The sequence below is a fragment of the Ciceribacter azotifigens genome (assembly GCF_048159625.1).
In the GTDB taxonomy this organism is placed as follows: domain Bacteria; phylum Pseudomonadota; class Alphaproteobacteria; order Rhizobiales; family Rhizobiaceae; genus Allorhizobium; species Allorhizobium azotifigens.
This window is the reverse complement of the sequence record NZ_JBLQTA010000010.1, coordinates 59,287-77,291: the sequence shown is the minus strand read 5'-3', so window position 1 is coordinate 77,291 and position 18,005 is coordinate 59,287. Positions and strand designations below refer to the sequence as shown.

Sequence of the window (18,005 nt, the reverse complement as noted above, 5' to 3'; positions counted from 1 at the left end):
GGACCAACGGGGCTTCCGACGCCACAGGCGCCGCGTACCATGGTGCCTGCGGAGCCCGCGTGACCGCCAATGACACAGAAAGAGACCCCGCGGGGGAGACGGCCGCGGGGTCTCGCTGCGCAGGTATCGCGACGGGGGCGCCGCGACCCGGCGTGTGTCAGACGGTTAGTTCGCGTCGTTCGAGCTCGGTCACCATCGCGAGGTCGAGGATCTTCTGCAGGTTTGCGGCATGCCGGAAATTCGGTTCCTGGCCCCGTCCTTCCTGAATTGCGGCGATGAACTTCTGGTAGTTCGTCGCGACCGGATCGACCTCGATCTCCTTCCACACGGCGAGTTCGACATCCTCCTGCAGGCAGGCACGCAGAACCGAGCGATCCGGACGGTGGATCACCTCGAGCGCGCCCTTGTCGCCGTGGACGCGCAGCCTCAACTCGTTGAGGTGGCCCGTCGCCCAGCGGCTCGCATGGATGACGCCCATCGCTCCGTTGGTGAATTCGGCGGTCATCGTGAAGCTGTCGTTGGCGTCGAGATCGTATTCGCCGATCCTGTTGCCGGGCGCCTTCTCGAAGGTCTTCAGCCGCGCGAAGATGTGGTCGATATCGGTCGCCGCGCCATAGCCGGCGAAATCCAGGATGTGGATGCCGACATCGCCGAGCACGCCGTTGGAGCCGTGCTTGGTCGAGAGACGCCATAGCCACTGGCTTTCCGTCGCCCAGTCGCCCCAGGCCTTCGAGACGAGCCAGCTCTGGAGGTAGGAGGCCTCGATATGGCGAACCTTGCCGATCTCACCGGCAAGCACCATCTGGCGGGCCTTCTGCACCTGCGCAACGTTGCGGTAGGTGAGGTTCACGACATTGACGATACCGGCGCGTTCGGCGGCCGTCGCCATCTCGTCGGCCTTGCCGTAGGTCTCGGCGAGCGGCTTCTCGCACATTACGTGCTTGCCGGCAGCAATCAGCGGAAGCGTCGTCGGGTGGTGGGCACGATCCGGTGTCACGTTGGTCACCGCATCGAATTCGCCCCAGGCAAGGGCCTCCTCCAGCGAGGTGAAGGTGTTCGGGATGTCGTGGCGGGCGGCGAAGGCACGCGCCTTGGCGATATCGACGTCGACCGCCGCAACGAGCTGGACGTCCGGGATCGTCGCGAAGTTCATGGCATGGGTGTTGGCCATGCCGCCGGTTCCGAGGACGAGAAGACGAACGGGAGCCATCACCGGTATCCTTCCTCGCCGGCCTTGTGGAGTCTCGGGCCGCGCTCGGTGATCGGTTCGAGCGCCTTGTCGACCGGCACGTTCGGCGCCTCGTGGATTCCGGCGAAGGCCGGCTGCGGATTGTAGGCCCAGCGCACCGCGTTCCGGATCACCTTCTGCACCGTCGCATCATGATAGGTGGGATAGGTTTCGTGACCCGGTCGGAAGTAGAAGATGTTTCCGGCCCCGCGCCGCCAGGTAAGGCCCGAGCGGAAGACCTCGCCGCCGGCGAACCACGAGATGAACACCGTTTCCTGCGGCTCCGGCACGGAGAAGAACTCGCCATACATCTCCTCGTTCTCCAGCACGAAGTTCTCAGGAATGCCGGCGGCGATCGGATGGCCCGGATTGACCGTCCATAGGCGTTCGCGCTCGCCCGCCTCGCGCCATTTCAAGGCGCAGGGGGTTCCCATCAGCCGCTTGAACGGTTTCGAAAAGTGTCCGGAATGCAGAACGACGAGCCCCATGCCTTCCCACACGCGTCTGGCGACGCGCTCGACCACTTCGTCAGCGACCGCGCCGTGGTCCTTGTGGCCCCACCAGACGAGCACATCGGTTTCCTTGAGCCGGGCTTCCGTGAGTCCATGCTCCGGCTCCTGCAGCGTCGCCGTCGACGCCGTGATCGCCTCGTCGGCATTCAGCGCCGCGGCAATGGTCGTATGCATTCCGTCCGGGTAGATCGAGCGCACCACCTCATTGACGCGCTCGTGGATATTCTCTCCCCAGACAACTGTCCTGATCGTCACGTGACTTCTCCTTGTTTCCCGAACGCCGCCGTGGCGTCCGGCATTGCTCTCTTGCCGTTCAGGCAGCGCCCTTCATGAGGGCGCGGTGGTGGGCGCGGCCATTCGCGTCGAACCGGTGCAACTCGCTCTCCTGCGGGGCGATGGCGACGGTCTCGCCCGGTTTCGGGGTGAGGGTGCCCTCCTGGCGCACGACCAGCGGCTCGGCAGCGCCGATGTCGACATAGACGTAGCTGTCGGATCCGAGCATTTCCGAATGGACGACCGATCCCCGCCAGCGGCCCTCCTGGGCGAGCGACATGTGCTCGGCGCGGATGCCGATCGTGGGGACGCCGAAGTCCTCAGAGAAGCGTCCCGAGAGGAAATTCATCTTCGGCGAGCCGATGAAGCCGGCGACGAAGAGCGAGTTCGGGCGTTCGTAGAGTTCGAGCGGTGTGCCGATCTGCTCGACGATGCCGTCGCGCAGGACGCAGATGCGGTCGGCGAGCGTCATCGCCTCCACCTGGTCGTGGGTCACGTAGATCATCGTCGTGCCGTGCATGCTGCGATGGAGTTTCGCGATCTCGAGACGGGTCGCCACACGCAGGGCCGCGTCGAGGTTGGAGAGCGGCTCGTCGAACAGGAAGACGCGGGGATCACGCACGATCGCCCGGCCGATCGCGACGCGCTGCCGCTGGCCGCCGGAAAGCTGGCGCGGCAGGCGCTCGAGATAGGGCGTCAATTGCAGCATCTCGGCGGCTTCGCGCACCCGGCGGTCCCGCTCGGACTTGTCCTGACCGGCGAGCGTCATGCCGAAGGCCATGTTGTCGAACACGGTCATATGCGGATAGAGCGCATAGGACTGGAAGACCATTGCGATACCGCGTTTGGCCGGCGGCAGCCGGTTCATCACCTCGCCGTCGAAGGAAAGTGTGCCCGAACTGATGTCCTCCAACCCTGCAATCAGCCGCAAGAGCGTGGACTTGCCGCAACCGGACGGGCCGACGAAGACCATGAATTCACCGGAGCGGACCTCCAGGTCGACACCTTTGATGACTTCGAGCGCGCCGAAGGACTTGCGGACATCGGCAAGCTGGATATGGGCCATGGGTTCTCCTCCTATCCCTTGACGCCGCCGGCGGTGAGGCCGGAGATGATCCGCCGCTGGAAGATCAGCACGAGCACGACCAGCGGCAGGGTGACGATGACCGAGGCGGCCATGATGGTGCCCCAGGGAATTTCAAAGTCGCTGTCGCCCGAGAGCAGCGCGATGGCGACCGGCACCGTGCGCTGGCTGTTGGACGAGGTGAAGGTGAGCGCGAACAGGAATTCGTTCCAGGCCGCGATGAAGGCGAGCAATCCGGTCGTCACCAGCGCTGGCCACATCAGCGGCATGAAGACCTTTGTGACGATCACCCATGACGAGGCACCGTCGACGATCGCCGCCTCCTCGATCTCTATCGGCAGGTCGCGCATGAAGGTGGTCAGCACCCAGACCGTGAAGGGCAGGGTGAAGATCATGTAGGAGAAGATGAGCGCAACCGGCGTGTTGAAGACGCCGAACCAGCGGATGAGTTCGAAGAGACCGGCGAGCACCGCGATCTGCGGGAACATCGAGACGCTCAGAATGGTCAGCAGCAACAGCCCGCGCCCGCGGAACCTGACCCTCGCAAGCGCATAGGCCGCGGTGATGGCGAGCAGCAGCGAGATCATCACCACCAGCGTCGAGATCAGCAGCGAATTGCCGAGGTTGCGCAGGAAGGTGCCCCGCGACAGCACGGCAACATAATTGGAAAACGTGACCGTTCGCGGCCAGTAGCTGACGTCGAAGAGGGCACTGCCGGGTTTGAGGCTGGTGATGACGGCGTAGTAGAACGGAAAGACCGCGACCACGACGATGACGGCGACGAGAAGATAGAAGGCGGATTGCCGGACGACGGTAGGCATCAGCGTTCACCTCCCGACAGATTGACCCGGCCGAAGCGGATGTAGAGCACCGTGATCGTCGCGATAATGAGGAAGAGCATGGTCGATGCCGCCGCGCCGTAGGCGAACTTGTCGAACTCGAAGAGGTTCTCGCGCGCCATCACCGACATGGTCTTGGTGCGGGCGTTGTTCGGCGTCAGCACGTAGATGAGGTCGAAGATCCGCATCGCATCGAGCATGCGGAAGATGACGGCGACCATCAGCGCGGGGCGGATGAGCGGCAGGGTGATGCGCCAGAAGACCTTGGCCGGATGAACGCCGTCGATCTTCGCCGCCTCGTAGATGTCCTGCGGCACCATCTGCAGGCCGGCGAGGATCAGGAGCGCCATGAACGGCGTCGTCTTCCAGACGTCGACGATCAGCACCGCGGTCATCGCCGTCTGCGGATCGGCGGTCCAGGCGATCTTTTCGCTGATCAGCCCGAGGCTGAGGAAGATGTCGTTCAGGATGCCGAACTGGTCGTTGAGCATCCAGGCCCACATCTTCGCCGAGACGATCGTCGGAATGGCCCAGGGGATGAGGATCGCCGCGCGGACGATGCCGCGTCCGGGAAATCGGGCATTGAGCACCAGGGCGACGACGAGGCCGAGGATCGTTTCCACAGTGACGGAGATCAGCGTGAAGCGAAGCGTGTTCCAGACTGCCCCCCACCAGGCGGGATCGGCAAGCAGGCCGCGATACACCGTGCGGCCGCTCTTCAGGGTGATCCAGGTCAGGTAGTTGTCGAAGCCGACGAACTCCGCCGCGCCGAGATTATTGAGGGTGGCATCGGTGAAGCTGAAGGAAATGGTCCGGATCAGCGGCCAGCCGGCGACGAGGGCAAGCACCAGAAGGGTCGGCGCAAGAAAGGTCCATGCGGAACGGATGCGCTGGGCGCTGAGATCGGAACCGGCGGCCACCTTGGCGGGCCGAGACAGGGCGGGACGGTCGAGCGTGAGATTGGTCATGAGCGATCCTCGGGAACAACCAAAGTCAGACCGGGCGGCGGGAATGGCCGCCCGGTCCGCGCATCACCAGGAACTGCCCATGAGTTCCGTGAGATCGACTTCGAGCAGTTCGAGATTTTCCGCAGCCGTTCCTGAGCCCGAGAGCGTGTTGTGGACCGCGCTCCAGAACCGCGAGGAGACTTCGTTGTACTTCACCTTGGTCACCGCCGACGGCCGCGGAACGGCGTCCTGGAAGATCGGCTTCCAGTTCGGCATGAAGGGTTGGGCCGCAGCAATGTCCGGATCGTCGTAGAGAGCCTGCAGGGTCGGAAGATTGGAGTTCTCGATGGCGCGGCGCTTCTGCGTCTCCGACGAGGTCAGGAACTTGACGAGCGCAATCGCCGCCTCCTGTTCCTCGGAATACTTGGAGACCGCGAGATTCCAGCCGCCGAGAGCGGAGGACGGTTTGTCGCCAATGGCCGCCACCGGCAGCGGAGCAACGTCGAACTTGCCCTTCACTGCGCTGTCCTCACCGTTGCCGAGCGAATAGGCGTAGGGCCAGTTGCGCATGAAGACCGCATTGCCGGTCTGCCAGACGCCACGGGACTCTTCCTCCTGATAGGAGAGAACGCCGGGCGGCGAAATGGTGCCGATCCACGATTTCGCCTGTCCGAGGGCGGCCGCTGCCTTCTCGTTGTTGACTGAAATGGTGCCGTCTGGCTCGACGATCTGACCGCCGCCTGAGGACTTGATCCATTCCAGCGCATTGCAGGTAAGACCTTCATAGGCATTCGCCTGGAAGACGAAGCCCCACATATCCTTCTGGCCGGCCTCGCGCTCCTTGTCCTGGATCTCCCTGGCGGTGGCGGCGAGTTCGTCCCAGGTCTTGGGGACGGCCTTGCCATATTTCTCCAGCAGGTCCTTGCGATAGTAGAGCGCCGGCGCATCGGTGTACATCGGCATGGCGACGAGCCGGCCGTCGACGGTCTGCGAGGCGATGATGGAGGGGAAGAACTGGTCGACGACGTCGCTTGCAGCCTCCTTGAGGTCGACGAACTGGTCGGCGAGCTGCGGTGCCCAGATCACGTCGGTCTGGTAGACGTCGACATCGGAATTGCCGGCGGCGAGCCACAGACGGTATTGCGCGAATTGTTCCGTACTCGACGGCGGCATGGTCACCAACGTGACCTTGTGGCCGGTCTGCTTTTCGAACTCCCCGAACATCTTGCGCAAGAAATCGAGATTCTTGCCGGTGGAATTTGCCGCGATCGAAATCTCGGCCGCCTGCACGGAACCGCACAGGGCCATGGCGGCGATCATGGCGGCACTCAACAGCTTCTTCATGCGTCTCTCCTCCCAGAAAAACCAGAGACCAAGGCTGATCCCAAATAAAATTGAAAGCGCTTTGGTTCCGCGACTGTGGCAAAAAACCTGACGGGAGTCAAACGACGAGAGGCGTCGAACGTCATGATCCAAATATCCGCTTGATTTCGCGCAGGTTTTCTCACGATCAGCGCTGTGGAAGTCTTTCCCATCGAGGCGCTACGGACACCGCTCCCCATCCGTTTATATGGGCTTTTGTAAGCGCTTTCGATTTCCGGGGGCGCCATCTTGCAAGTGCCCGCGCGAGCGTGGGATAAGCCGTTTGACGGACGCCGATGCGATCGGCACCGACGCAATGTCTCCGGAGGAACCCGCCGCAGGATGAAGCTCAAGGAATTTGCCGAACACATAGGGCTTTCGCCAACCACCGTCAGCAGGGCGCTCGGCGGCTACCCGGAGGTGAACGCGGAGACCCGCGCGCGCGTCATCGAGGAGGCCGCCCGGCTCGGCTATCGCCCCAACATCAACGCCGTCCGGCTCGCGACAGGCAGGGTGGGCGCGATCGGTGTGGTGATGAGCAAGACCGGCGAATACCAATTCACCGAATTCATGAGCGGGATTGCGGAACGGCTGAGCGACGAGGACATCGACATTCTCGTGACGCCGATGGCCGAACAGGATCTGCAGAGCGAGCTGCAGGTTTTCCGGCGGCTTGCCGAAAGCCGGCGCGTCGACGCGGTGATCGTCCACGCGCCGCGGCCGAAGGACGAGCGCATCGCCTTGCTGCACAAGATGCAGATGCCCTTCATCGTGCACGGGCGATCGGAGACGACCGTGCCGCATGCCTGGCTCGACATCGACAACGAAGGCGCCGTCCACAGGGCGACCGAGCATCTGCTCGACCTCGGGCACCGGCGGATCGCCATGATCAACGGCCGCGAGGGCCTCACCTTCACGCTCCACCGCGACGCCGGTTACCGCAAGGCACTCGAGGGGCGGGGGATTGCCTTCGACCCCAAGCTCGTGTCGCACGGTATCTTCACCGACGAAGTGGGCTTCCGCTTCGCGCGTTCCGCACTCGAACAGACGCCGCGCCCGACCGCCTTCGTCGCCGGGTCGATGATGACGGCGCTGGGCGTCTACCGTGCCGCGCGCTCGCTGAACCTCAGGATCGGCGAGGACATTTCCGTCATCGCCCATGACGACGTCTTTCCCTATCTGACCGCCGACAACATGTCTCCGTCGCTCTCGACCACCCGCTCATCGATCCGGGCGGCCGGCACGCGCGTCGCCGACCTCCTGCTCCAGGTGCTCGGCGGGCGCGCGCCGACCGACATCCACGAGCTCTGGCCGGTCGAGCTTATCCTGCGGCAATCAACAAGGCCGAGGACCGCCTGATGGACATCGTCGTCGTCGGCCACGTCAACCATGACCACATCTGGCGAATCACCGAGCCGCTGCGTCCCGGCGGTCGGATCACCTACAGCGACCGTGTCCTGCGCCTCGGCGGCGGCGGCTATTATACCGGGCGGCGGCTGATCGAGTTCGGCCACCGGGTGACGCTGGTCGCCTCGCTTGCACGTGACGCGCACGGTCTCGATGCTTTTCGGGAGCTCGCAGCGCTCGGCTTCGTCACCGACCATGTGACGTTGACGGAGGGCAGGACCGAGTTCGCCGAGATCCTCCTCGATCCGGCGGGCGAGCGCACCATTCTCGGCAGCATCCACAAGGCCGCGCGCACCGTCGAACTCTCCGGGCCGGTTTCGGGGGATGCGTTCTACGTCAACGGCACGCAATTGCCGGAGGCGCTGGTTACCGCGCTTACGCAGGCGCCGCTCGTCGTGTCGCAGTTCCCGCTCCGCTCAGTGACGCCGCGTCCCGCCGACGTCATGGTCGGCTCGATTGCCGATTTTCCGGGTGAGCGCCCCGACGCGATCTGGCAGCGAGCGCGGGAGATCGCCGGGGATCGGCTGAACAGCCTCCTGCTCACCGACGGTCCGAACAGCATCACCCTGCACGACGGGCGGCAGATGACCGAGGTCCACCTGACGGATGCGGTGAGCACCGCCGATACCATCGGCGCCGGCGACAGCTTCAGCGGTGCGCTCCTGCACTCACTGCTGCTCGGCCGCTCGATGCGCGACGCCACTGCCGAGGCGGCTGAGGCGACCGCCGACTGGCTGCGGCGGCGTGACGCAGAAGACGGCACTCCGCCCCGAAGTCCCGGCCTTTGAGTCCTGACCTGTCGCGCGCCCTGGACTCTCATGCGACCCGCGGTCCCGGACCTTCTCCCGGTCCCGTGCCGTTCTGGTTCGCCGGGGCGAAGGCCCTCTCGGACAGTCCGTCGATTGCAATACGCAGGGCAAGCGAAGACGGTCGCGCCGGTGTCTTTGTAAGCTTGGGGCCAACGGCCGGCCGGAAGTGCAGCTTTTCCAACATGACCCAGTCTTGTCCGCCATTCGGACGGTCAAAGCCCATGACTTCGCCTTCCCGAAGACCAAGCAGTGCCAAACCGTATAGTGTCGTGACCGGCAGGAATGCACTGCCAGGCGCGCAGGTGCCGGGAAGGCAGAGTGTGCGCGTGCCGACGAACCCATTCGCTGCACGGAACGACACGCGCGAGTCGATCGTCGCCAGGCCCGCCGGCACCGGCCCGTCAGCGGGCAGGCGGCGGGCAGCAAGCTTGCGGCGAAGAAGCGCCAGCCATTCCTTCTCCGCTGACGGCCGGTCCTGCAGCAGTCTTTCCAGCACATAACGATCTCGCGGCGCGAGCATTCCGGGATTCTGTCCCATCGTCATTCTCCATCCTGCCCGGCGTCGCACGCGGGCTTTCGAGGTCCTATGGAGAAGCCCCCTGGCCGTACACACGGCGCAGGGGGTTACGATCCTGCGATGAGGCAACCTCCTATACGTCCGAACTGCGTGAACGAAAGAAGCGTCATGATCGCCGGGCCTCAGGCGGAGCGGGCGACGTCTGGCGCGGCGTTCTTCACCGTGAGGATGGTGAGGCGCCGCATCCGGCCGTCGCGGGCTGTCCACTCGATGGTCTGGCCGGCAGAAAGCCCGAGAAGCGCCGCACCGACGGGCGTCAGGACCGAGATGCGCTGGCGGGAGATATCGGCGTCGCCCGGAAACACGAGTTCGGCGGTCTGCGAGGGCTCGCCGTCGATCTGAAACTCGGCGACCGAGCCGATATGGACGACGTCCGGGGACATGTTCACGTCCTCGACGATGCTCGCACGATCGAGCTCGGCCGCAAGCTGCTCGGCGGCATGGGGATCGCGTTCATCCAGCATGTCCGCAAGCTTCGACAGGCGTTCATGCTCGGAGCGGGAAATGACGATGGCAGGCAGGCGACCGCTCTTGGTGTCGACAGTCATGGTGTCCTCACGGGCAAGGTTCCGCGTGAGCCGAAAGACACACGCAGAATCGGGAAAAGGGATTTCGTTGATGATGTCGCGCTGGTCTGGCGCAGTTCCCATGTGATGCCGGAACCGCTGTCGCCCCACGGCCGGGGCGCGACGCGACCAGGCCGGGGGTCAGTATCCTGCGAGAGGAAACAGCCGTTTCAGAAATCGGGCGAGGTCGTTCGTTGCCATGATGCCATTTATGATGGGGAGCGTCTGCGGGGAAGTCAAGCCGCGGGCCCCGCCGCAACTGCTCCAGCGGTCGGCATGTGAGAAGCCGCAGCTGAAATCGTTAGACCACCGCGAGGATCACGAGCATCACGAAGTGCCGCGAGCCAGCCAAAGAGGCCGTTGGGCAGCGACACGTTCAGCGATATCCAACGCACATCACGTAGTCCTTCAGCAGGTCCTCTTCGTACTCGACCGAGGCGAGACGAGCCTCGAGAACATCGCGCGCGGAAAGAACGCCGATTGGCCGTTGTTGCCGATCCACCACCGGAATGTTGTGCAGGCCCCGGTCCGTCATGATCTTCCAGACGTCGTCGAGACGGTCCTCGACACGGCAGGATATCACCGCGCCGGTCATGACATCGCTGCATGCCGTAGCACAGGAGCATCCATGGCAGTGACGGATCTGGCGGACGATGTCGGTTCGCGTCACGACACCGATCATCTCTCCCTCGAAATTGTGCACGACGACCATGCGACGTGCCGGTTCGAAGAGCAAGTCCGCGACCTTGGTCAGCGGCTCGCAGGCCGCGATCGCAACGAGACGATCCCGCGCCCTGTACAGCAGTTGTTCCACACGGTGAATGCCGAGCCCTTTGCTTGAGCCTACCCGACCATCGTACCGGCCGTTGCCCTGGGGCGCCGACAATAGGTTTGGGCTGGTTGTCTCTTCGACATGGCACGCGTTTTCCATCGGTGATCTCCAATTTCTGTCCGACACGGTTCATTGGCCGCGAGGGACGGGACAGTCGTCGCTTGCAACAAGCGAATCCGCCTGTCTGGCGGGGACTCGAAAATCTCTCCTTGAAAAAGATATATGCAATCTATATCTTTTACAAGGCAGAGGCGTCGGGTCTGGAGTTGAATATGATGCACACCATGGAAGGGGCTCAGATCAAGAGGTCCGCGGGGTTGCGACCTGACGCACTGCCGAGAGCAGAGGAATGGCCACGCTCACGCGACGAACTCCTCGAGATTGTCTGCTGCACAGTCACGGGCGACGTATCCTGCGAATGTCTGACCAGCCTCATCGCCGCCATAGACATTTTTGAATCAGGCCGTTCGCGTGAAAGGAGCATAAGATGACGTCCGCCACGAACCAGTTCTATATCGGATTGAATGGAGTTACGACCCGCGTCGGACCGGATGAGGATCGGGAGTGGGCCTATCACGAGTCGCTCGTCAAGGCCGATTACGAGCGTTGCCATCCAGGTGAAACCTTCGGCGATCTCAAGCACCGAGCACGCTTTTCGAAAGAAGACATGGGGCTCCTCCGGGAGTGGATGACGATCGCGGCAGCGAGAGCTGCAGAGCGCGACAAGCGGCAGGCCGCCGTTCCACCAAGGGCGGCTTGAGGCCATCCTGGGCGAGCGCACGCCCGCCGGCACAGTGAACACATAACAGGACCGTCGCTCAGCCAACGCGGTCTCGCAACCCCGGACGATCACATGCGACTGACGACATTTTCCGACTATGCCTTGCGTGTGCTGATGTATGCTGCCTCGCACAAGGACCGGCTGATCACGATCGAAGAGACCGCCGAATTCTACAACATATCGCGCGGTCACTTGATGAAGGTGGTGAATATCCTGACCCGGGCGGGTTTCGTTCGCGGGGTACGGGGACGGTCCGGGGGATTTATGCTCGCACGACCACCGGGGGAAATCGAGCTTGGCGCCGTTGTCCGCGCGACCGAACCAGATTTTGCACTTGTCGAGTGCTTTGGCCGCGACAACAAATGCGTCATCAGTCGGGATTGTCGCTTGCCCAATATCTTGAATGAAGCGCTGTCCGCTTTCGTCAGTGTATTCGATCGCTACACGCTCGCGGATTTGCCCCTTGCAGTTCGCAATTTTGTGCCACCTGACGATATCAGTCAGGTGCTCCGAGGCCCGAAGATAGAGTGGAATTCGAACCAGACGGAACGGGAAGAGAGGTGACAGTCATGGCGAAGCACCACACGGCATCCGGCGAGATTTTTGATCTGGCGCCGCTGGCCTCCGGGTTGAAGGCCGCTCGCACAAGGGCCATCGTCAAGACAGATGCCTTTGAAGCCGTGCGCCTCGTCGCCCACGCCGGCGCGGACATCAAGGCCCACAAGGTAGACGGCCCGATCACGCTCCACTGTCTGGAAGGTCGAGTGCAGGTCAACCTGCCTGGCAAGTCATTGGAGCTGTCCGCAGCCAAATGGGTCTATCTCGAAGGAGGTGTTCCTCACTCGATCAAGGCGATCGAAGACTCGTCGCTGCTCTTGACGATCGTCTTTGCCGCGAAGGCGAACGAGACAGACCCTGCCGAAAAAAACTTGCCCGCACCAGTGCGGGAACCCCAGACCGAAGACGAGCTGGACATGCTGCTTGAAGAAGGATTGGAGGAGACTTTTCCCGCGAGCGACCCGGTTGCCGTGACCAATCCCTCGGCGCGCGTCGGAAGCACCAGCCACGACACTCCCAAAGACGAGACTTCCCGGGGGCCGGCAACGCGTGATCGCAGGACGTGATGAGCCTCGAGAGATCTGGCGACATTGCGAGGCAGAATTCCAATTCCGCGCGAGCGCGCGGTTTCGATGACCCGGAGATATAGGATGGACTTTCCCGACTTCTTTGCTGATGCCCCCACCATTTCCTTGCGCGATCCCCTGGCAGTCTTCCTGGGTGCATCGAAACTGGGGGTAATGACCTACACCTATGCCGACGCGGTGAAGCTTGCAGGACACTCCTGCCCGACGGTTGCCTCTGCCTATTTGATGGTGCGGCACGGGCTCAGGCATCTCTACGGGGATGACATGCCAGAACGCGGCGGTCTCGAAGTCCATATGCGTGACCCGCGCGACCACGGTACCACCGGTGTCATCGCCTCCGTGGCAACGCTCCTCACCGGCGCTGCGCCCGAAACCGGCTTCGGCGGCATCGGCCCGGCCCGGCGGTTTGCGCGCCGCGACCTCCTGCATTTCGAAGCTCCGATTGCAGCCCTCATGGCCTTGCGACGCCTCGACAATGGCCGCGGCGTGCTCCTTGATGTCGACACATCGGTCGTGCCGCCGGCGCGCGAGATGCAGCAGCTATTCCCGCGCATATTGGCGGAGCAGGCCGAGGACGTCGATCGGGCTCAATTTGCCGAGCTATGGCAGTCCCGTGTCGAGAGAATGTTGATTCAGCATGCCGAAGATCCTGCACTTGTCCGAGTCAGGGAGTGGGAAACTGCGGCATGAGCAAGGATCCGACGCGAGGCATCTCACGACGAGATCACTTCGTCTCACCATTTCCTGTTGGCACCAGATGCATTTTCGGCCACTCGCCCATTGCCTGCGAAAGCATGGAGGTTCAATCGGCAGCATGCTGAAGGAAGCGTTGCGCCGCGTTCTCATCGAGCAGGCGCAGACCGGGCGGCCTGTGACCTATAAGGAGGTTGCTGACCGGCTCGGGCTGACGCCCCCACAGACAATCCACCGCGTGACGCAGGCGCTCGAGTCGCTCATGGAGGAGGATAGGGCCGCGCACCGGCCGCTGCTGGCGGCACTCTGCGTCAGCCGGTTGGGCCAGAACCTGCCGGGACGTGGGTTCTTCGCAAAGGCCGAGCTACTGGGCATCTTTTCAGGCGATCCCTCAGGTCCGGAAGCGCATGCATTTCATGCGAATGAATTTCAGCGCGTGCTCGAATTCTACGAGCGTTCACAGCACCGGATCGACAAAGGGGCCGAGTGATCGCCAACTCAGTTCGTCGGGGATATCTGCCAGATCTTCGCCGCCGTACGAGAGCGCTCCAAAACCCCAGACTAAACGGTTCGCGCCGTGGTTCCGGCGCGATCGTCTTGTCATGCCATCTCCCGTTTCGTCTTCCTGGCCGAAGACAACAGGAAATCCCGCCTATCGCCGTGCCTCAGACTTCTGACGCGACCGCATGAGCACGTGGTCCAGCGAGACAAGACCCGGGCCGCGGATGAGGATCACCAGAAGGCAGACCGCCCAGGTTCCGTGCGTCGGCCAGGCATCGGGATAGACGAAGATCTCGATCACCGCCGTCATCGCGAGCAGCGCAAGCGCCGAGAGCCGAGTGAAGAGGCCGATGACCAACAACAGGGGAAAGAGATGTTCTGCCGCCGCCGCGAGATGGGCGGCGAGCCAGGGGTCGATCAACGGCAGCCGGTACTCATCCTCGAAAAGGTAGACGGCGCTGTCGGTAACCGTCCAGCCGTCGACCTTGGTCTGGCCCGATTGCCAGAACACGCCGGCGATCGAGACCCGGGCGATCAGGGCAAGCAACCAGTTCGGAAAGATCTCGGCAAGAGAGACCGCCCGCGCATGGAGCGCGCCGGTAGATGTGACGAATGTCATGACTGTTCCTCCGGGGCCTCTATGGCGGTGAAGAGACCGGCTTCCAACAGACCGGCGAGATTTATGGAAAGGTCGAAGGCGTCGCTCGTCTGCAGCGCTCGGGCCGCCGCTTCGCCGAGCGGGAAACCGTCCGCGAGGCTTTGCAGGAAGACGGCACCACCGGGCGGCAATCGTCGCACCTCGACGAGCATCTGCGGCCGGACGATCGCGGCATCCTCGCCGTTCCAGTCGGCAATCGGCGTAGGTTCGGCCTCTCTCACGTTCATCGCCCAGATGGTGACCACCGGATGGGAGGAGCGGAGGATCGTGAGCGACGGGTGAGCATGGAAGCGCAACGAGGCCAGACTTGCCGGCGGGATCGCAGCCAGTGCTGCCGGATCGAGAGGCGCGGCATCCGCCGCGTGATAGGCGCGCGAGCGGGCGATCTCCAGCCGCGCAACATCCGCGAGATAGGGCAGCGACGCTGCGGGTTCGAAGCCTTCGAGGAACGCGGGCAACTCATCGCCATAGGCGAGCAGAAGGGGACTTCGCGGCGGATGGGTGATGATGAACGCACGCGCCATGGCGGCGAAGAAATCCGCGCCGACAAGTCTTTCGACGACCGGGAAACGGCTCTGCAGGGCCGCCGTGAGACCGACCATGACATTGTTGCGATAGACACCGAAGCGACGGTCCGGCGCGCCGTTCCACGCGGTCAATCCTTGCGGTGGAGAGGGATCGTCCGAAACCAGCGCCGCTGAAAAGAGAGTTTGTGACGTCATGGCAGCCTCATGACGCCCTGGCGAGCACGGCACGGTCGAGGATGCGTCCAGCCGCGTCCGCCTCGGCCCGCAGGGTCGTCCAGTCCGGCACATCGTTGTCCCATTCGATGAGGGTCGCGACGGGCCCCGTGCGGGCGATCGTCCGCTCATAGAGAGCCCAGACCGGATCGTGGACCGGCGTGTCGTGGCTGTCGATCAACAGCGGCGCGCCGTGATCGTCGACGGTTGCGGAATGGCCGCTCAGGTGGATCTCGCGCACATGGGCGAGCGGAAAGCGGTCGAGATACTCCCGTGCGTCGAGATTGTGGTTGGTTGCGGCGACAAAGACATTGTTGATGTCGAGCAGGAGACCGCAGCCCGTGCGGCGCGCCACTTCGGCGAGGAAGGCCGTCTCTTCGATCGTGCTCTCTTCGAAGAGGAGATAGGTCGCCGGGTTCTCAAGCAGCATCTGGCGCCCGAGCGCCTCCTGCACCTGCGAGACGTGTTCGACGACGGTCGCGAGCGTCGCTTCCGTGTAGGGGAGGGGAAGGAGGTCGTTGTAGAAGTTCTCGCCATGGCTCGACCATGCGAGATGCTCGGAAAAACTCTCCGGCTCGTAGCGGTCGCAGAGTGACCTGAGGCGTGCGAGGTGGTCGCGGTCGAGCGGCTGTATCGCGCCGATCGACAGACCCACGCCGTGGATTGACAGGGCGTAGTCGGCCCTGAGCTTGCCGAGACGGGCATGCGGCGGTCCGCCGGCACCCATGTAGTTCTCCGCATGGACCTCGAAGAAGCCGAGGGGCTGCGGGGCCGCATCGATCTCGTGAAAGTGCTCCGGCTTGAAGCCGACGCCGGGTCGGGACGGCAGGCGTGACGCTCGCATCGCGCATTCTCCTTTGCTGTCGGTGAGCCTGCCCCCCGGCCACCGCCTTGCCGGCAAACGGGCGAGGGACAGGCGGATGGTCTCAGACGGGGGCAGGGCCCTGGGTCAGCATGCCGTGACCACTGGGCGTCTTCATCGTCTCGCAGGTTCCGGCGGGAACGAGCTTCCAGGCGTTCTGCTGGTAGTCGACCTTGGATGTGCCGGCACAGGTGGTGCCGGGGCCGGCGGCGCAGTCGTTCTGGCCCTTGAGGGCGACGCCGTAGCATTTCTCCTTCGCGTCGGCGGCCGCCGCCGGTGCAGCGGACGCGGCCGCAATGGCGGCGGCGACGGAGGCTGCGAGAAGCGTGGGGGTAAGCAGGTTCATTTCGGATCGTCCTTGTTGGTGCGTCGTCTGATTTGCCGGCGGCCGATCAGGCCGGGGTGAGGGAACCCATGCCGGCAGGAGTCGTCATCGTCGTGCAGGTGCCGGCCGGCACGAGCTTGAAGGACGCCTTGTCGTAGTCGATCGTCTGGTGGCCGGCGCAATCGTGCTTGCCGGCGGCGCAGTCGTTCTGACCCTTGAGCGCGATGCCGTAGCACTTCTCCTTGGTTTCGGCGGCGGAGGCCGGTACGGAAATCGATGCAAGCGCCGAAGCAATCGCGCCGGTCAGTGCAAGTGTTACGATAGACTTGTTCATGGTTCTGTCTCCTTTGAGGTTGCTCGCCGAGGATCGGCTGCGAAAGGGACTACGGAACCGTTCGTCGCTTTGTTACAGGGCCCCGATGTTTTTTCATCGCAGGCGTGAAGTTTTCGGCAGTGCACGGGAAGTTGACCAGGACGAGAGGAAAATTGACGAATTTTTTCTTTCTGCCTGTAATAAAGGCGCGGGCCGGTGCGTAGGGGAATGAGAAGGCTTGTCAGCGAGAACGCGAGAAGAGCAATGGGCGGAATGGATGCGGGCGGCGATTGCGGGCGACAGTCGCGCGTACCAGTCATTCCTGACGGGCGTCACCCCGCATCTGAGGGCGCTGGCACTCAACGGATGCGACCGGTTCGGTGCGCCGAAGGGTGAGGCCGAGGATGTCGTGCAGGAAGTGCTGCTGGCCGTGCACCTGAAGCGCGGGACGTGGGATCCGGACCGGCCGATCGGTCCCTGGCTTTCGGCGATTGTCCGCAACAAGCTGATCGACGCCCTACGGCGACGGGGCAGGCGAACGAGCGTGCCGATTGAGGATGTGACGGACATTCTGACCGCAAACGAGACTGCCGACGCAACGACGGACCTCGGCGATGCGGAACGGCTGATTGCGCGGCTGCGGCCGCCGCAGGACGAGATCGTCCGGCTGTCGCTCCAGGGGAAGGATACCCGGGAGATGGCAGGCAGGCTCGACATGTCGGAAGGGGCCGTGCGCGTCGCCCTGCACCGGGCGCTGAAGACGCTCGCGAAATTATACCGGAGTGATGCCGATGAAGACGAGTGAACTCATCTCCCTGATCGCAGCCGATGCGCCGAGCGTCCGCCCGCTCGGCCGCGCCGTGGGACTGGCCGTTGCTGCGGGGATATGCGTTTCGCTGCTTCTGATGCTTGGCACGATCGGCCCCCGGGACGACATCGGAACGGCAATCGAAACCGCGCGGGTCGCCTTCAAGATCGGCATGACCTTGCTGCTCGCTGCCCTTTCGACGGTTCTCGTCTTCCGCGTCGGACGGCCCGGCGCCTCGCTCGTCGCGCAGTTGTGGGCCTTGCTCCTGCCGCTCCTGCTGCTCGCCGGTGCGGTCGGCGCCGAGCTCTACGTATCACCGACAAGCACCTGGGGCCGCAAGCTGGTCGGCGAGAACGCCGCCTTTTGCCTCTTCTTCATCCCGGTGCTTTCGGCCGCTCCGCTGGTCGGCCTGATGGCTGCCCTCAGGCGGGGAGCGCCGGACAATCCGACCTTCGCGGGTGCGGCGGCAGGTCTCGCCTCCGGCTCGATCGCGGCGGCGATCTATGCCTGGCACTGCCCGGACGACAGCCCGCTCTTCGGCGCCACCTGGTACATGCTGGCCATCGCGCTCGTCGTCCTGCTGGGCGCATTTCTCGGCCGGCGGCTTTTGCGCTGGTAGGCCGAACCTGGTGGGCCCTCAGCGGTGAGCCGGCGCGCCGAAGAGCTTTTCCACGACGCCCGTTGCCCAGCCTCTGGCGTTCCCGCCTCGTGACCGCTAGCTATGCGGGTAGGAAATGGAGTTT

At 63.7% G+C, this 18,005-nt stretch carries 23 protein-coding genes; 9 read left to right on the top strand and 14 right to left on the bottom strand.

Going from position 1 to position 18,005, the window contains the following annotated elements; all coding sequences use genetic code 11:
* Positions 1–157 precede the first annotated feature (157 nt).
* The 6 genes from ACM6UT_RS15130 to ACM6UT_RS15105 all read right to left on the bottom strand — a co-directional run bounded on the left by ACM6UT_RS15130 (position 158) and on the right by ACM6UT_RS15105 (position 6,227).
* On the bottom strand, positions 158–1,210 hold the full coding sequence (locus ACM6UT_RS15130) for a Gfo/Idh/MocA family protein (protein ID WP_416798171.1): 1,053 nt from the start codon (positions 1,208–1,210) through the stop codon (positions 158–160).
* A complete protein-coding gene (locus ACM6UT_RS15125) occupies positions 1,210–1,995 on the bottom strand; it encodes a ThuA domain-containing protein (RefSeq protein WP_416798170.1) in 786 nt (261 codons plus the stop codon). Before ACM6UT_RS15125 ends, ACM6UT_RS15130 begins: the two co-directional genes overlap by 1 nt.
* A gap of 58 nt (positions 1,996–2,053) precedes the next feature.
* On the bottom strand, positions 2,054–3,079 hold the full coding sequence (locus ACM6UT_RS15120) for an ABC transporter ATP-binding protein (RefSeq protein WP_416798169.1): 1,026 nt from the start codon (positions 3,077–3,079) through the stop codon (positions 2,054–2,056).
* Between the two features lie 11 nt (positions 3,080–3,090).
* Positions 3,091–3,918 carry a carbohydrate ABC transporter permease gene (locus ACM6UT_RS15115; RefSeq protein WP_416798168.1) on the bottom strand — a complete coding sequence of 276 codons (828 nt, stop codon included), beginning with the start codon at positions 3,916–3,918 and terminating at the stop codon, positions 3,091–3,093.
* The gene (locus ACM6UT_RS15110) at positions 3,918–4,904 is read right to left on the bottom strand and encodes a carbohydrate ABC transporter permease (protein ID WP_416798167.1); all 987 of its coding nucleotides are present in this window, start codon (positions 4,902–4,904) and stop codon (positions 3,918–3,920) included. Before ACM6UT_RS15110 ends, ACM6UT_RS15115 begins: the two co-directional genes overlap by 1 nt.
* Positions 4,905–4,967: 63 nt before the next feature.
* Positions 4,968–6,227: an ABC transporter substrate-binding protein gene (locus ACM6UT_RS15105; RefSeq protein WP_416798166.1), complete on the bottom strand. Its 1,260-nt coding sequence runs from the start codon at positions 6,225–6,227 to the stop codon at positions 4,968–4,970.
* Positions 6,228–6,587: 360 nt separating this feature from the next.
* Between ACM6UT_RS15105 and ACM6UT_RS15100 the strand changes: the two genes are divergently transcribed.
* Both ACM6UT_RS15100 and ACM6UT_RS15095 read left to right on the top strand, forming a co-directional pair.
* Positions 6,588–7,604, top strand: coding sequence for a substrate-binding domain-containing protein (locus ACM6UT_RS15100; protein ID WP_416798165.1), 1,017 nt, complete (start codon positions 6,588–6,590; stop codon positions 7,602–7,604).
* Positions 7,604–8,440: a PfkB family carbohydrate kinase gene (locus tag ACM6UT_RS15095; RefSeq protein ID WP_416798164.1), complete on the top strand. Its 837-nt coding sequence runs from the start codon at positions 7,604–7,606 to the stop codon at positions 8,438–8,440. Before ACM6UT_RS15100 ends, ACM6UT_RS15095 begins: the two co-directional genes overlap by 1 nt.
* Positions 8,441–8,468: 28 nt before the next feature.
* On the opposite strand, the gene ACM6UT_RS15090 is transcribed toward ACM6UT_RS15095, so the two are convergent.
* The 3 genes from ACM6UT_RS15090 to ACM6UT_RS15080 all read right to left on the bottom strand — a co-directional run bounded on the left by ACM6UT_RS15090 (position 8,469) and on the right by ACM6UT_RS15080 (position 10,418).
* Positions 8,469–8,999: a GreA/GreB family elongation factor gene (locus tag ACM6UT_RS15090; protein WP_416798163.1), complete on the bottom strand. Its 531-nt coding sequence runs from the start codon at positions 8,997–8,999 to the stop codon at positions 8,469–8,471.
* A gap of 161 nt (positions 9,000–9,160) precedes the next feature.
* Positions 9,161–9,586: a nucleoside diphosphate kinase regulator gene (rnk, locus tag ACM6UT_RS15085; protein ID WP_416798162.1), complete on the bottom strand. Its 426-nt coding sequence runs from the start codon at positions 9,584–9,586 to the stop codon at positions 9,161–9,163.
* A 394-nt stretch (positions 9,587–9,980) separates the two neighbouring features.
* On the bottom strand, positions 9,981–10,418 hold the full coding sequence (locus ACM6UT_RS15080) for a CBS domain-containing protein (protein ID WP_416798161.1): 438 nt from the start codon (positions 10,416–10,418) through the stop codon (positions 9,981–9,983).
* 505 nt (positions 10,419–10,923) lie between these two features.
* Between ACM6UT_RS15080 and ACM6UT_RS15075 the strand changes: the two genes are divergently transcribed.
* From ACM6UT_RS15075 to ACM6UT_RS15055, 5 genes are all read left to right on the top strand, one after another.
* Positions 10,924–11,196: a hypothetical protein gene (locus tag ACM6UT_RS15075; protein ID WP_416798160.1), complete on the top strand. Its 273-nt coding sequence runs from the start codon at positions 10,924–10,926 to the stop codon at positions 11,194–11,196.
* A 93-nt stretch (positions 11,197–11,289) separates the two neighbouring features.
* Positions 11,290–11,781 (top strand): RrF2 family transcriptional regulator, encoded by a 492-nt coding sequence (locus ACM6UT_RS15070; protein ID WP_416798159.1) that lies wholly within the window; start codon positions 11,290–11,292, stop codon positions 11,779–11,781.
* 5 nt (positions 11,782–11,786) lie between these two features.
* A complete protein-coding gene (locus ACM6UT_RS15065) occupies positions 11,787–12,341 on the top strand; it encodes a cupin domain-containing protein (RefSeq protein ID WP_416798158.1) in 555 nt (184 codons plus the stop codon).
* Positions 12,342–12,425: 84 nt separating this feature from the next.
* Entirely contained in the window at positions 12,426–13,052 is a 627-nt protein-coding gene (locus ACM6UT_RS15060; RefSeq protein ID WP_416798157.1) for a hypothetical protein, read from the top strand.
* Positions 13,053–13,176: 124 nt separating this feature from the next.
* Positions 13,177–13,545: a hypothetical protein gene (locus tag ACM6UT_RS15055; protein WP_416798156.1), complete on the top strand. Its 369-nt coding sequence runs from the start codon at positions 13,177–13,179 to the stop codon at positions 13,543–13,545.
* A 162-nt stretch (positions 13,546–13,707) separates the two neighbouring features.
* Here the strand turns inward: ACM6UT_RS15055 and ACM6UT_RS15050 are convergent, their stop codons facing one another.
* The 5 genes from ACM6UT_RS15050 to ACM6UT_RS15030 form a co-directional block, all read right to left on the bottom strand.
* Entirely contained in the window at positions 13,708–14,175 is a 468-nt protein-coding gene (locus ACM6UT_RS15050) for a DoxX family protein (protein ID WP_416798155.1), read from the bottom strand.
* Positions 14,172–14,936 (bottom strand): HvfC/BufC N-terminal domain-containing protein, encoded by a 765-nt coding sequence (locus tag ACM6UT_RS15045; protein ID WP_416798154.1) that lies wholly within the window; start codon positions 14,934–14,936, stop codon positions 14,172–14,174. The genes ACM6UT_RS15050 and ACM6UT_RS15045 overlap by 4 nt, the downstream gene beginning before the upstream one ends.
* A 7-nt stretch (positions 14,937–14,943) precedes the next feature.
* Positions 14,944–15,798, bottom strand: a complete 855-nt coding sequence (bufB, locus tag ACM6UT_RS15040; protein WP_416798153.1) for an MNIO family bufferin maturase — start codon at positions 15,796–15,798, stop codon at positions 14,944–14,946.
* Positions 15,799–15,880: 82 nt separating this feature from the next.
* On the bottom strand, positions 15,881–16,162 hold the full coding sequence (locus ACM6UT_RS15035; protein WP_416798152.1) for a BufA1 family periplasmic bufferin-type metallophore: 282 nt from the start codon (positions 16,160–16,162) through the stop codon (positions 15,881–15,883).
* Positions 16,163–16,208: 46 nt separating this feature from the next.
* Positions 16,209–16,475: a BufA1 family periplasmic bufferin-type metallophore gene (locus tag ACM6UT_RS15030; protein WP_416798151.1), complete on the bottom strand. Its 267-nt coding sequence runs from the start codon at positions 16,473–16,475 to the stop codon at positions 16,209–16,211.
* 217 nt (positions 16,476–16,692) lie between these two features.
* On the opposite strand from ACM6UT_RS15030, the gene ACM6UT_RS15025 reads away from it, so the two are divergent.
* Positions 16,693–17,259 carry a sigma-70 family RNA polymerase sigma factor gene (locus ACM6UT_RS15025; protein WP_416798150.1) on the top strand — a complete coding sequence of 189 codons (567 nt, stop codon included), beginning with the start codon at positions 16,693–16,695 and terminating at the stop codon, positions 17,257–17,259.
* Entirely contained in the window at positions 17,246–17,881 is a 636-nt protein-coding gene (locus ACM6UT_RS15020) for an NrsF family protein (RefSeq protein WP_416798149.1), read from the top strand. Before ACM6UT_RS15025 ends, ACM6UT_RS15020 begins: the two co-directional genes overlap by 14 nt.
* Positions 17,882–18,005 lie beyond the last annotated feature (124 nt).